Here is a 13,637-nt window from a genome sequence, read left to right on the forward strand (position 1 = left end):
GATACATCCGGCTCCGGCTCTTTCTCATCATACAAGAAATGGAAACGATCGGGAGGCGATCGTTTCCATTAAGGTGTCCATGTTGTCCACGTCGTCCAACATGCGGGGACGTCACGCCGCGAACTGGTTCATCGTATTGTGTGCCCCGCCGGCCTTGAGCGCGGCCTCGCCGGCGAAATAGTCCTTGTGATCGTCGCCGATGTCGGAGCCGGACATGTTCTGGTGCTTCACGCAGGCGATGCCTTCGCGGATTTCCCGGCGCTGGACGCCCTCGACGTAGCCGAGCATCCCCGCCTCGCCGAAATACGTCCGGGCGAGCGCATCGGTCGACAGCGCCGCGGTATGATAGGTCGGCAGCGTGATGAGGTGGTGGAAGATCCCCGCCCTCGCCGCCGCATCCCGCTGGAAGGTACGGATGCGCTCGTCCGCCTCGGCGCCGAGGTCGGTGGCGTCATAGTCGACCGACATCAGCCGCGCACGGTCATAGCCCGACACGTCGCGCCCCGCCTCAACCCAGGCATCGTAGACCTGCTGGCGGAAGTTGAGCGTCCAGTTGAAGCTCGGGCTGTTGTTGTAGACGAGCTTGGCATCGGGGACGACCGCGCGGATGCGGTCGACCATCGACGCGATCTGCTCGATATGCGGCTTCTCGGTCTCGATCCACAACAGGTCGGCGCCGTTCTGCAAGCTGGTGATGCAATCGAGCACGCAGCGGTCCGCCCCCGTCCCCTCGCGGAACTGGAACAGGTTGGACGGCAGCCGCTTCGGCCGCAGCAATTTGCCGTCTCGGCTGATGACCACGTCGCCGTTGCCGACCTGGGCGACATCGACCTCTTCGCAATCGAGGAAGCCGTTATATTGGTCGCCGAGATCGCCGGGCGCCTTCGAATAGGCGATCTGCTTGGTCAGTCCGGCACCGAGCGAATCGGTGCGGGTGACGATGATCCCGTCGTCGACGCCGAGTTCGAGGAAGGCGTAGCGGCAGGCGCGCACCTTGGCGAGGAAGTCCTCGTGCGGCACGGTGACCTTGCCGTCCTGATGGCCGCATTGCTTCTCGTCGCTGACCTGATTCTCGATCTGGAGCGCGCACGCGCCCGCCTCGATCATCGTCTTGGCGAGCAGATAGGTCGCCTCGGCATTGCCGAAGCCGGCGTCGATATCGGCGATGATCGGCACGACATGCGTCTGGTGTCCGTCGATCGCCTGCGTCAGCCGCTGCGCCTCGACCGCGTTGCCGGCGGCGCGCGCCTTATCGAGATCGCGGAACAACAGGCTGAGCTCGCGGGCGTCGGCCTGCCGGAGGAAGGTGTAGAGTTCCTCGATCAGCGCCGGAACCTTGGTCTTCTCGTGCATCGACTGGTCGGGCAGCGGGCCGAACTCGCTGCGCAGCGCCGCGACCATCCAGCCCGACAGATAGAGATAGCGCCGGTCGGTGGTGCCGAAATGCTTCTTGATGCTGATCATCTTCTGCTGGCCGATGAAGCCGTGCCAGCAGCCGAGCGACTGGGTGTAGGCGGACGGATCGGCGTCATAGGCGGCCATGTCGCGGCGCATGATCGCGGCGGTGTAGCGCGCGATGTCCAGCCCGGTGCGGAAACGGTTCTGGAGCCGCATGCGCGCGACCGCTTCGGCGTCGATCCCGCCCCAGGTCGCCTGTCCGCCGATAAGGCGGGTCGCGGTGCCGATCTGCTGCTGGTAGGTCATGTCCACATCCTCGCTTGGGTTCGATGCGAGAGCTGTATTCAAACTTACACGCAGGACTGTGGTATTAGCAGTGAAGATCGCGTCACGATGTCAAATCAGCGGCTCATTCCCTGTCGCCTTGTACGCAATCTTTCATCAATCGCCGGCGAAGGTGAAGCCCGAGACCCCACGATCGCGCTCGTTGATCAGCAGCGCCCGCCCCGCCGGTGGCGCCGAACGTTGCGGACAGTCCGTGCGGTGGCAGGCGCGACAACCGAGGCCGATCGGCGTCGCATCCCCTTTCAGATCGACGCCCCGCGCGACCGCCAGCGCCCCGCCCAGCTCCGCCGCGACACCGATCCCGACCGCGAATTCGGCGAGGACGCCGCCATAACGGCGGCGCTGCGGCGTCACCGTGCGCGCGATCGTCAGCCAGCGCGCGCCATCCTCAAGCTCGACGAGCTGCACCGCGAGGCTCCCCGGCCGGTCGAAGGCGTGATGGAGCCGCCACAACGGGCAACGCCCCTCCGCCTCGGCGAGCGGCGACGCGCTCGCGCCCGAGAAGCGCTTCGAACATTGCCCGGCGCGATCGATGCGGATCAGGAAGAACGGCAGCCCCCGCGCGCCGACACGATGCAAGGTGGTCAGCCGATGCGCGACCTGCTCGAACCCCGCCCCGAACCGGCGCTGAAGCAGCTCCAGATCATAGCCCGTCGATTCGCACGCCCGCAGGAAGCGCGCATAGGGCATCATCACCGCCGCGGCGAAATAGCTGGCGAGATGGCGGCGGAACAGCCGCTCGGCGGAGCGATCGGCGAAGTCCGCGCCCTTGGCGAGCGCGTCGATCTCGGCCCGCGCCTCGATCTGCGCGAGCTGATAGGCGGCTGCGAAGGTCCGCGACGCCGGATCGAGCACCTCGCTCAACTGGAGCTGGCGGGCGTGGAGGTCGAGCCGCCGCAACAGATCGGGCATCACGTCCATCGGCAGGATGCGGATGGTGAGCTGATGCTTGACGCGCAACCGCTCGGCGATCGCGCCGTAAAGGTCGCCCGCCCCCAGCCGCAATTCATCCGCCAGCGCCTCCGCGATGCCGTCGAGATCGGCGAAATGGCCGCGCCAGCGCTCGATCTCGCGGCGCACCTCGGCGACCGGATCGACGCCGTCCGACACGCCGCTGCCGCCCCCCGCGCCGAGCCGGTCATAGGCGCGCGCGAACGCTTCGGCGCCACCGGGGGCGCCGGCAAGCCATTCGCCGACCTCGTTGCGATCGATCTCGAGATCGGCGAACATCGGGTCCGCCAGCCGCCGCCGCATCGCCGCCTCGCCGCCGCCCGGCTCGCCCGCGGTAAGCGCGCGCGGATCGAAGTCGTAGGATTCGGCGAGCTTAACCAGCAAAGTCGCCGACAACGGCCGCTGATTGCGCTCGACGAGGTTGAGATAGCTGGACGAAATCGCCAAAGCCTCGGCCATCGCCGCCTGCGTCAGGCCCGCCTGTCGCCGGAGCCGGCGCACCGCATGGCCGGCAAACAATTTACGCTCGGCCATCGGCACCCCTCCAGACGATCGAGGATCGGGTACGGCAAGCCTTTTGTCAATTCCTTACACATTGACGAAGCGACATGTCCGCACGGTGGACATGACGACCTCGCCTGCCCGTCGCCACCCCTGCCGCCGCCTCGCGTCTGTAGCTAACGGAATTGTCGAGAGTTTCCTGGGGAGGAAAGGTGGCCGCCGGTGTTTCGTACACCGGCGGCCATTCCCGTTCTGGCGTGTTGCCCTGTGACGGGAGCCACATTACCCGTTCGCGCGTACCCTCCCCTGCGGTATCGACATTGCCGACAGGGAGCAGGGATGACTCAGGGGCTGACCGCGCGGATTCGCGAGAATATCGTTCTATACGGCGCGCTCGCCGCCAATCTCGGGATCGGCGTCGCCAAATTCGTCGCCGCCGGCATCACCGGCTCCTCGTCGATGCTGACCGAGGGCGTGCATAGCTGCGTCGACAGCGGCAACCAGATCCTGCTCCTCTACGGCCAGCATCGCGCCAAGCGGCAGCCCGACGCCATCCACCCCTTCGGCTATGGCCGCGAATTATACTTCTGGGCGTTCGTCGTCGCGATCCTGATCTTCGCGGTCGGCGCGGGCGTGTCGGTCTACGAAGGCTATCTGCATATCCTCGAACCCGAGCCGCTGCGCGATCCGCTGGTCAATTATATCGTGCTTGCCATCGCCTTTGCGATGGAGGGCGCATCCTGGTTCATCGCGATGCGCGAATTCGCCAAGGCCAAGGGCGACAGCGGCTGGTGGCGCGCGATCCGCCAGAGCAAGGACCCGGCCGGGTTCATCGTGCTGTTCGAGGATTCCGCCGCACTCGCCGGGTTGGTGATCGCCGGCATCGGCGTCTGGGCGAGCCATGCCTTCGCCGATCCGCGCATCGACGGCGTCGCCTCGATCCTGATCGGCCTGATCCTCGGGCTGGTCGCGATGCTGCTCGCCCGCGAGGCAAAGGGCCTGCTGATCGGCGAGCGGGCCAATCCGCATGTCGTGGAAACCGTCCGCAGCATCGTCGCGGCGCATCCGGCGGTGAGCGCCGTCAACCACGTCCGCACGATTCACACCGCACCGGATGCGATCTTCGTCGCGGTCAGCGCGGATTTCGTCGATACCGTCACGATGGGCGATGGCGAGACGATCATCGAGGAGATGGAGGACCAATTGCGCGAGGCGGTCCCGACGCTGTCCTCGATCTATATCCGCCCCGAGAAAAGCGAGAATGCGGCGACACTGACGAGGATGCAGACGGAGGCGGCACACGACGCGACGTGACGCAAAATCCGTCACACGAATGTAGGGCCGAAGCCATCTTTGGTTTTCCGAGCGAATTCACCGGTTAAGGCACCGGCGATGGCGATGGCCGCGATCCACGGCGCGGTTTTGCGGCCCGACGGCGCCGCCGACGGTTATGCGCTGCGTCGATTTGTCACGAACCCGTCACATCCGCGGTGCACCGCGCCGACATGGCTACAACGGTTTCCGCCGCGTCCGCACCCACCTCCTCGCACGGTCCGCGCCTTGATGCGCATCTGCACCCGGCGGGGCGATGGATCTTCCTCGCCGTCCTCGTCGGCGCGCTGGGCTATGCCGGGGGCAGCGTCATCTCCGATACCGCCGAGGTCGGCGAGACGCTGGCGACCGGCGTCTTCCTGTTCCTCGCGCTGGCGCTGCTGATCGCGCTCGGGTTCGAATTCGTCAACGGCTTCCACGATACCGCCAATGCGGTGGCGACGGTGATCTACACGCACGCCATGCCGGCGCCGCTCGCGGTGGTCTGGTCGGGCTTCTTCAACTTCCTCGGCGTGCTGCTGTCGTCGGGCGCGGTCGCCTATTCGATCGTCACGTTGCTGCCGATCGAACTGATCCTCCACATCGGCTCGGCGGGCGGGTTCGCGATGATCTTCGCGTTGCTGCTCGCCGCGGTGCTGTGGAACCTCGCCACCTGGTATGTCGGCCTGCCCAATTCGTCGAGCCATGCGCTGATCGGCTCGATCCTCGGTGTCGGCCTTGCCAATCAATTGCTGTCGCGCGGGCTCGGCGGCACCTCCGGGGTCGACTGGAGCCAGGCGCAGAAGGTATTGTCAGGGCTGTTGTTCAGCCCGCTGATCGGCTTCGCCGGCGCGCTGGTGCTGCTGCTGGTGATGAAGCGCTTCATGCGCGATCCCAAACTCTACAGCGCACCGCGGACCGACGCGCCGCCGCCGCGCGGCATCCGCACGACGCTGATCCTCACCTGCACGGCGGTCAGCTTCGCGCACGGCAGCAACGACGGGCAGAAGGGCATGGGGCTCATCATGCTGATCCTGATCGGCTGCGCCCCCACCGCCTACGCGCTGAACCGTACGGTGCCACAGAGCGCGATGCCCGCCTTCGTCGCGCAGGCACGCTCGGCCGAGGCGATCTTCGCCCGCCAGCCGGGGCCGGAGCCGCGCTCGATCGACGCCGCACGCGCGACGGTGACGAAGGGTCTCGCCACCCGCCACATCGATACGCCCGCGGTCTATGGCGCGCTGTCGTCGCTGTCGCGCGACGTCGGCGACCGGCTGGCCAGCTACGGTTCGCTCGACAAGGTGCCCGCCGCGGCGACGCCCAATCTGCGCGGCGACATGTATCTGGTGCTCGACGCCAGCAAGATGGTGGTCGCCGACGAAGGCGCGCAGAGCCGCTTCACCGCGCAGGACATCGAAGGCATCAAGAGCTACAGCGGCGCGCTCGAAAAGGGCACGCGCTTCATTCCCTTCTGGGTCAAGGTGACCGTCGCGATCGCGCTGGGGCTCGGCACGATGGTCGGCTGGCGGCGGATCGTCGTCACCGTCGGTGAGCGGATCGGCAAGACCCATCTCACCTACGGCATGGGCATGTCGGCCGAGCTGGTCACCGCGGCGACGATCCTGCTCGCCGACCGCTTCGGTCACCTGCCGGTATCGACGACGCACATCCTGTCCTCGGGCGTCGCCGGCGCCTCGGTGGCGAACGGCGCCGGGCTGCAATGGCGGACGATCCGCAACATGGCGCTCGCCTGGGTGATGACGCTGCCCGCGGCGATGCTGCTCGCCGGCGGCCTCTATTGGGCGCTGCTCACCGTGCTGCGCACGACGATGGCGGTGTAAGCCGCCGTAATCGCGCAAGGCGGCGCCGGGACGCTCGCCTGACCGGACCGCCCGACGCTTTCGGTCCGATCCGGATCGCAACATGATCGTCACGCTGCCGTGATCGCAGCGTCACATCCATCTGGCATGTCGGCATCGGGGACAGCGGGTCCCCGGGGGCCGATGATGACCACCAAAGATGTGAGCAGCGCCGACGTTCTTGCCTTTCTGCCGCAGCGGCCGATCGTCGCCGAACGGTCGGACATCGCCCGGCGGCGCTTCCGCACCATCTGGATTTCCGACGTCCATCTCGGCACGCGCGGCTGCAACGCCGACATGCTGATCGACTTCCTCGACCATGTCGACAGCGAGCAATTGTATCTGGTCGGCGACATGATCGACGGCTGGCGGCTCAAGAAGAAATTCTACTGGCCCGCGGCGCATAACGACGTCGTCTGGCGGCTGATGAAGCGCGCCAAGCGCGGCACCCGCGTCACCTATATCCCCGGCAACCACGACGAGGTGTTCCGCCAGTTCGCCGGCATGGATTTCGGCGGCGTCAAGATCCGCCGCAAGGCAATCCACACCACCGCCGACGGTCGCCGCCTGCTGGTGCTGCACGGCGACGAATTCGACGCGATCACGCTCGCCCACCGCTGGCTCTCGCTGGTCGGCGACAGCGCCTATACCGCGCTCATGGTCCTCAACCGCTGGGTCAATGCGGGACGGCGGCGGCTGGGCATGCCCTATTGGTCGCTGTCGAAGCACGCCAAGGCCAAGGTCAAGAATGCGGTCGCCTTCATCTCGCGCTTCGAGGAAGTGGTGGCGCATGCCGCGGGATCGCGCGGCGTCGACGGCGTCGTCTGCGGCCATATCCACACCGCCGAGATCCGCCAGATCGGCGACGTGGCTTATTATAACGACGGCGATTGGGTCGAAGGCTGCACCGCCTTGGTCGAGCATTTCGACGGCCGGATGGAATTGCTGCTGTGGGGCGACGAGATCGCCGCACGGGTCGCGGCGGAGCGCGCCGCGACCCGCGCCGGGACGATCGCCGCCTGATGCGGGTCGCGCTCGTCACCGACGCCTGGCAGCCGCAGGTCAATGGCGTCGTCCGCACGCTCAGCGCGATCAAACGCGAGGTCGAGGCGCAGGGGCACGAACTCCTCGTCGTTTCGCCCGAGCGCTTCGCCAGCCTGCCCTGCCCGAGCTATCCGGAGATCCGCCTGGCACTCGCCGGCGGGCGCAGCATCGGCCGGCTGATCCGCGCCTTCGACGCCGATGCGATCCATATCGCGACCGAAGGGCCGCTCGGCGTCGCGGCGCGGCGCTGGTGCCTCGCCAAGGGGCTGCGCTTCACCACCGCCTATCACACGCAATTCCCCGATTATGTCGCCGCGCGGACCGGCGTCAGCGCGGAATGGATCTGGCGCTACATCCGCTGGTTCCACGCCCCCGCCGACGCGATCCTGACCTCGACGCCCTCCGTCGATGCCGCATTGCGCGCGCATGGCCTCACCCGGCTGCGCCGATGGGGACGCGGCGTCGATCTCGCCGTGTTTTCCGCCGAGGGTGCGGTCGATCCCGCGATCACCGCGCTGCCCGGACCGATCCAGCTTTACGTCGGCCGGGTCGCGGTCGAGAAGAATATCGAGGCGTTCCTCGAGACGCAGGTGGCGGGCACCAAGGTGGTGGTCGGCGACGGACCGGCGCGGGCGGCGCTCGCCGCGCGCTATCCCGATGCGCATTTCCTCGGGCCGCGGTTCGGCGAGGCGCTCGCCGCCGCCTATCGCAGCGCCGACGTGCTGGTCTTTCCGAGCCGCACCGACACGTTCGGGCTGGTGATGATCGAGGCGCTCGCCTGCGGCACCCCCGTCGCGGCGCTGCCCGCGCCGGGGCCGGTGGATGTGCTCGACGCCGAAGTCGGCGCGATCGACGACGATCTCGAAACGGCGATCGCGGCGGCGCTGACGCGGAGCCGGCGCGCCTGCGTGGACTATGCCGCACAATTCACCTGGGACGCGAGCGCTCGCCAATTCCTCGACAGCCTCGCGCCGATCCGCGTTCCGGAGGCCTGCGCGGCCTGACGGTTTGGCGGCAAGGGGCGTGATCGCGGATGGTATGCGGCAATTTGCACGCCGGGTAGCGATCCACCGCGACGCAGCGAGCGTTCTGCGAAGCGCTTCAGTACCCCGGCGAAGGCCGGGGCCCAGTTGGGTGAAGGTTTGCGGTAACTTACAACCGCTCTTCCAACTGGACCCCGGCCTTCGCCGGGGTACAGCCTTGGTGCATTATGCCGGCTTGTGCCGACTTGTGCGGACATCTCGCAGAGCCGATCGGGTTTGACCGTGAGCGGCAGCGATCGAGCCATGTTGCCGCTCCCGATCGGGCGGACGGCAGGCGTTCCAGGCACCACCCGCCGTAGGTGTTCCCGCTTCCGCGGGAACACTGAAGCGGCATTCACGGCGGGGGAGCCCCCCTCACCTCACTTCGCGGCGGTGGTCGGCCGGACCTGCGGATCGTCCACGTCCAGTCCGCCGCCCAGCGACCGGTACAATTCCACCAGATTGCTGCCGCGGCTCAACCGCGTCGTCACCAGCTGTTGCTGCGCTGCATAAGCGGTGCGCTGCGAGTCGAGCGTGGTCAGGAACGATTCGACGCCCGCCCGGTAGCGCGCGTCCGAAATCCGCAGCGCGACGTTCGCCGCCTCGACGCGCGCGCTCTGCGCGGCTACCTGTTCGTCGATCGTGCCGCGCTGCGCCAGCGCGTCGGCGACCTCGCGGAACGCGGTCTGCACCGTCTTCTCATAGGTCGAGACGGCCGATTGCTGCTGCGCGCGGGCGAGGTCGACGTTGCCGCGCAGGCGGCCGCCGTCGAACAGCGGCAGCGAGACCGAGGGCGCGCCGGTGTAGGTAAAGCTGCCGCCGGCGAACAATCCGCTGAGCGCGGAGCTGATCGTCCCCAAAGTCGCGGTCAGCGAGATGCGCGGGAACAGCGCCGCCCGCGCCGCACCGATATTGGCGTTCTGCGCGATGAGCTGATGCTCCGCCTGCAACACGTCGGGCCGGCGCAGCAGCACGTCCGAGGCGAGACCCGCCGGCAGCACCTGCAGCGCCGCATCGCCGTTGCCGAGGCCCTGCGGCAGCAAGGGCGTCGCCACCGGCGTGCCGACGAGCAGGTCGAGCGCATTCTTGTCCTGCGCCACCCGCGTCTTGAGCACGGCGATATCGTTGCGCGCGCCCTGATAGGTCGTCTCCGCCTGCCGCGCCTCAAGCTCGGAGGCGACGCCGATGCGGAATTGCGCACGCGTCAGCTCGAGCGATTGCGCGAACGAGGCCAGCGACCGCTGCGAGATGGCGAGCTGGTCCTGATCCGACGCCAGCGTCAGCCACGCGTTGGCGATTTCCGCGATCAGGCTGATCCGCGTCGACCGCTGCGCCTCCTCGGTCGCGAAATATTGCTCGAGCGCCGCGCGGTTGAGGTTGCGCACCCGCCCGAACAGGTCGAGCTCGAACGCCGAGAAACCGGCGTTGACCGAATAGAATTCGAAGTTCGACGAGCTCGATCCGATCGCGCCCGCGGTGCCGCCGCCCGCATTCGATCCCGTGCCCCCCGTCCCGGTGCCGCCGGTGCCGGTGCCACCCGTGCCCGTGCCGCCCGTGCCGCCCGTGCCGCCCGTACCACCGCTGCCGGTGCCGCCGCTCGCCGCGCCACCCAGCGTGCTCGCCGCACCCTGGATGTTGTTGGTGTAGGTGCCCGACGCCGACAGGCTGGTCGACGGCACCAGATCGGCGCGCTGGATGCGATATTGCGCGCGCGCCTGGAGCACGTTGGCCGCCGCGACGCGCAGGTCGCGGTTGTTCTCCAGCCCCAGCGCGATCGTGTTGCGCAGCCGTTCGTCGGTGAAGAAATCGCGCCAGCCAATCGTGGTCACGTCGGGCGCGTCGGTCGCCGCCGCCGGATAGACGCCGCCCTGCGGCAACGCCGCCGGCACTTCGCCCACCGGCCGCACGTAATGCGGCGCGAGGTTGCAGCCGGCGAGCGCGGTCGCGCCCAGCAGGCCGAGGAGGATCTTGCTCGTCATCACCACTCAGGCTCCCTGCGGCGCGGGCGTCGGCCCGTGTGCGCCGTCGTCATGCGGCCGGTCGTCGTCGGGACGATCGTCATGCGCCGCGTCCTTCTCGCCGCGCTTGCCATGTTCGTCGTGGCCGAACAGGCGGAGCACGACGATGAAGAACATCGGCACGAAGAAGATCGCGAGGATCGTCGCCGACAGCATGCCGCCGACCACCGCGCGGCCGATCGCATTCTGTCCGCCCGCGCCCGCGCCGGTCGAGATCGCCAGCGGCAACACGCCGAAGATGAACGCCAGCGACGTCATCAGGATCGGGCGGAGGCGCAATTTGGCCGCCTCCACCGCCGCCTCGAAGGGTCGCATCCCCTCGTTGATCCGCTCCTCCGCGAATTCGACGATCAGGATCGCGTTCTTCGCCGAGACGCCGATCGTCGTGATCAGGCCGACCTGCAGATAGATGTCGCTGTTGAGCCCGGTCAGCGTCGCCGCGAGCAGCGCGCCGATGATCCCCAACGGCACCACCAGCATGACCGAGATCGGCACCGACCAGCTCTCGTACAGAGCGGCGAGGCAGAGGAAGACGATCAGCAGCGACAGGCCGTACAAGGCGGGTGCCTGGCCACCCGACAACCGTTCCTCGTAACTGAGGCCGGTCCATTCGAGCCCGGTGCCCGGCGGCAGCTTGGCGTGCATCGCCTCGATCGCCTTCATCGCCGCGCCGGACGACACGCCCGGTGCCGGCTGGCCGAGGATTTCCATCGACGGCAGGCCGTTATAGCGGGTGAGCTGCGCCGGGGCCTGCGCCCAGGCGATCGTCGAGAACGCGGTGAACGGCGCCATCGTGCCGGTCTCGCTGCGCACGTAGAAGTTGCCGAGGTCCTCGGGCTTCAGGCGATAGGCGGTATCCGCCTGGATATAGACGCGCTTGACGCGGCCGCGATCGATGAAGTCGTTGACATAGGCACCGCCCCAGGCGGTCGAGATCGTGTTGTTGACCGCGGTCAGGTCGAGCCCGAGCGCGCGTGCCTTGTCCTGATCGACCTCGATCTTGAGCTGCGGCGCGTCGTCGAGCGCGTTGGGGCGCACGCCGATCAGCGACTTGTCCTGCGACGCCATGCCGAGCAGCATGTTGCGCGCCGCGAGCAGCTTCTCGTGGCCGATCCCCGCCTCGTCGACCAATTGCAGATCGAAGCCGCTGGCATTGCCCAATTCCTGCACCGCCGGCGGGATCACCGCGAAGATCAGCGCATCCTTGAACTGCGACAAGGCGCCCATCGCCCGGCCGGCGATCGCCTGCGCCTTGTTGGCGCCGCCCTCGCGATGCGACCATTCCTGCAACGGAATGAACGCGATACCGCTGTTCTGGCCCTGGCCGGCGAAGCTGAAGCCGTTGATCGTGTAGACGCCCTGGACGTTGCTGCCCTCGTTCTTGAGGAAATGGTCCTTGATCGCGTCGAGGCCCTTCTGCGTCCGCGCGGTGGTGGCGCCCGGAGGCCCCTGCACCAGCGCGATCATGATCCCCTGATCCTCTTCCGGCAGGAAGCCGGTGGGCAGGCGGACGAACAGCACCGCCATGCCGATGACGATCAGCAGATAGACGAGCATCGACCGCTTCCAGCTGCGCGCGGTGCTGCGCACGCCCTTTTCGTAGCGGTTCTGGCCACGTTCGAACTTGTCGTTGAACCAGCGGAAGAAGCGGGCGAGCGGCCCGTTGCCCTCCGCCTTGCCGGGATCGTGCGGCTTGAGGATCGTCGCGCACAGCGCCGGGGTGAGGATCAGCGCGACCGTCACCGACAGCACCATCGCCGAGACGATCGTGATCGAGAACTGGCGATAGATGACACCCGTCGATCCGCCGAAGAACGCCATCGGCAGGAACACCGCCGACAGCACCAGCGCGATGCCGATCAGCGCGCCGGTGATCTCGTCCATCGACTTGCGCGCCGCCTCCTTGGGGCTCAGCCCCTCGGTCTGGATCAGGCGTTCGACGTTCTCGACCACGACGATCGCGTCGTCGACCAATAGGCCGATGGCGAGCACCATGCCGAACAACGTCAGCGTGTTGATCGAGAAACCGGCGACGCCGAGGATCGCGAACGTGCCGAGCAGCACCACCGGCACCGCGATCGTCGGGATCAGCGTCGCACGGAAGTTCTGGAGGAACAGGAACATGACGAGGAAGACGAGGATCACCGCCTCGATCAGCGTATGGACGACCTGCTCCACCGACAGCCGCACGAACGGCGACGTGTCATAGGGGTAGATGACCTTGACGTCGGGCGGGAATTGCTTGGCGATCGCGTTGACGCGGGTCTTCACCGCCTCGACGGTGTCGAGCGCGTTGGCGCCCGGCGCCAGCTTGATGCCGATGCCCGACGCGGGCTTGCCGTTCCACTGCGCCGAGAAGCCGTAATTCTCCGCGCCGATCCCGACGCGCGCGACGTCGCCGAGCCGCACCACCGACCCGTCGGTGTTGCTCTTCAGCCGGATCGCGGCGAACTGCTCGGGCGAGGTGAGGCGCGATTCCACCGAGACGGTGGCGTTGAGCATCTGCTCCTTGGGCGCGGGCTGCGCGCCGATCTGGCCCGCGGAGACCTGCGCGTTCTGCGCGGTGATCGCCGACGTCACGTCGGTCATCGTCAGCGCGTAATTGTTGAGCTTGATCGGATCGACCCAGATGCGCATCGCATATTGCGAGCCGAACACCTGCGTATCGCCGACGCCGTTCACGCGGGCGAGCGGATCCTGCAGCTTCGACGCGACATAGTCGGACAGATCGATGTCGCTGTGGCTGCCGTCCGCCGAATAGAGGCCGACGAACATCAGGAAGTTCTGCGTCGCCTTGGCGACGACCAGTCCCTGGCGCTGCACCTCCTGCGGCAACAGCGGCGTCGCCGCCTGCAATTTGTTCTGGACCTGCACCTGCGCGACGTCGGGGTCGGTACCCTGTTCGAAGGTCAGCGTGACGGTGACGGTGCCCGCCGACGACGAGGAGGACGAGAAATAGCGAAGGTTGTCGATCCCCTTCATCTGCTGCTCGATGATCTGCGTCGTCGTATTTTCGAGCGTGGTCGCGTCGGCACCCGGATAGGTGGCGGTGATCGACACCGCCGACGGCGCGATCGCCGGGAACTGCGCGATCGGCAGCGAGCGGATCGCGAGGACGCCGGCGAGCATCAGGATGATCGCGATCACCCAGGCGAAGATCGGCCGGTCGATGAAATAGCGGGCCATGA

Annotated in this window: 8 protein-coding genes; 4 read left to right on the plus strand and 4 right to left on the minus strand. The window is 67.4% G+C overall.

Annotation, left to right across the window (positions count from 1 at the left end):
- Nucleotides 1–111: 111 nt before the first annotated feature.
- Nucleotides 112–1,704 carry an isocitrate lyase gene (locus ACLBWH_RS10170; RefSeq protein ID WP_447798589.1) on the minus strand — a complete coding sequence of 531 codons (1,593 nt, stop codon included), beginning with the start codon at nucleotides 1,702–1,704 and terminating at the stop codon, nucleotides 112–114.
- Between the two features lie 135 nt (nucleotides 1,705–1,839).
- Entirely contained in the window at nucleotides 1,840–3,228 is a 1,389-nt protein-coding gene (locus tag ACLBWH_RS10175; RefSeq protein WP_322850099.1) for a helix-turn-helix domain-containing protein, read from the minus strand.
- 306 nt (nucleotides 3,229–3,534) lie between these two features.
- On the opposite strand from ACLBWH_RS10175, the gene ACLBWH_RS10180 reads away from it, so the two are divergent.
- From ACLBWH_RS10180 to ACLBWH_RS10195, 4 genes are all read left to right on the plus strand, one after another.
- Entirely contained in the window at nucleotides 3,535–4,509 is a 975-nt protein-coding gene (locus ACLBWH_RS10180; RefSeq protein ID WP_447798592.1) for a cation diffusion facilitator family transporter, read from the plus strand.
- Between the two features lie 191 nt (nucleotides 4,510–4,700).
- On the plus strand, nucleotides 4,701–6,347 hold the full coding sequence (locus ACLBWH_RS10185; RefSeq protein WP_447798593.1) for an inorganic phosphate transporter: 1,647 nt from the start codon (nucleotides 4,701–4,703) through the stop codon (nucleotides 6,345–6,347).
- Between the two features lie 165 nt (nucleotides 6,348–6,512).
- Complete coding sequence (locus ACLBWH_RS10190; RefSeq protein WP_447798595.1) at nucleotides 6,513–7,388, plus strand: UDP-2,3-diacylglucosamine diphosphatase; 876 nt, start codon at nucleotides 6,513–6,515, stop codon at nucleotides 7,386–7,388.
- Complete coding sequence (locus tag ACLBWH_RS10195) at nucleotides 7,388–8,413, plus strand: glycosyltransferase family 4 protein (protein WP_322850103.1); 1,026 nt, start codon at nucleotides 7,388–7,390, stop codon at nucleotides 8,411–8,413. The genes ACLBWH_RS10190 and ACLBWH_RS10195 overlap by 1 nt, the downstream gene beginning before the upstream one ends.
- Nucleotides 8,414–8,811: 398 nt before the next feature.
- Here ACLBWH_RS10195 and ACLBWH_RS10200 read toward each other — a convergent pair whose 3' ends face one another.
- Entirely contained in the window at nucleotides 8,812–10,410 is a 1,599-nt protein-coding gene (locus ACLBWH_RS10200; protein ID WP_447798597.1) for an efflux transporter outer membrane subunit, read from the minus strand.
- A 6-nt stretch (nucleotides 10,411–10,416) separates the two neighbouring features.
- Nucleotides 10,417–13,635, minus strand: a complete 3,219-nt coding sequence (locus ACLBWH_RS10205) for an efflux RND transporter permease subunit (protein ID WP_322850105.1) — start codon at nucleotides 13,633–13,635, stop codon at nucleotides 10,417–10,419.
- Nucleotides 13,636–13,637 lie beyond the last annotated feature (2 nt).

The organism is Sphingomonas sp. M6A6_1c, from assembly GCF_053345135.1.

Excerpts from the sequence above, each read along its gene's own strand:
- ACLBWH_RS10185 (WP_447798593.1), top strand. The coding sequence starts at position 4,701 with ATGGCTACAACGGTTTCCGCCGCGTCCGCACCCACCTCCTCGCACGGT.
- ACLBWH_RS10190 (WP_447798595.1), top strand. The coding sequence starts at position 6,513 with ATGACCACCAAAGATGTGAGCAGCGCCGACGTTCTTGCCTTTCTGCCG.
- ACLBWH_RS10195 (WP_322850103.1), top strand. The coding sequence starts at position 7,388 with ATGCGGGTCGCGCTCGTCACCGACGCCTGGCAGCCGCAGGTCAATGGC.
- ACLBWH_RS10170 (WP_447798589.1), bottom strand. The coding sequence starts at position 1,704 with ATGACCTACCAGCAGCAGATCGGCACCGCGACCCGCCTTATCGGCGGA.
- ACLBWH_RS10200 (WP_447798597.1), bottom strand. The coding sequence starts at position 10,410 with ATGACGAGCAAGATCCTCCTCGGCCTGCTGGGCGCGACCGCGCTCGCC.
- ACLBWH_RS10180 (WP_447798592.1), top strand. The coding sequence starts at position 3,535 with ATGACTCAGGGGCTGACCGCGCGGATTCGCGAGAATATCGTTCTATAC.
- ACLBWH_RS10205 (WP_322850105.1), bottom strand. The coding sequence starts at position 13,635 with ATGGCCCGCTATTTCATCGACCGGCCGATCTTCGCCTGGGTGATCGCG.
- ACLBWH_RS10175 (WP_322850099.1), bottom strand. The coding sequence starts at position 3,228 with ATGGCCGAGCGTAAATTGTTTGCCGGCCATGCGGTGCGCCGGCTCCGG.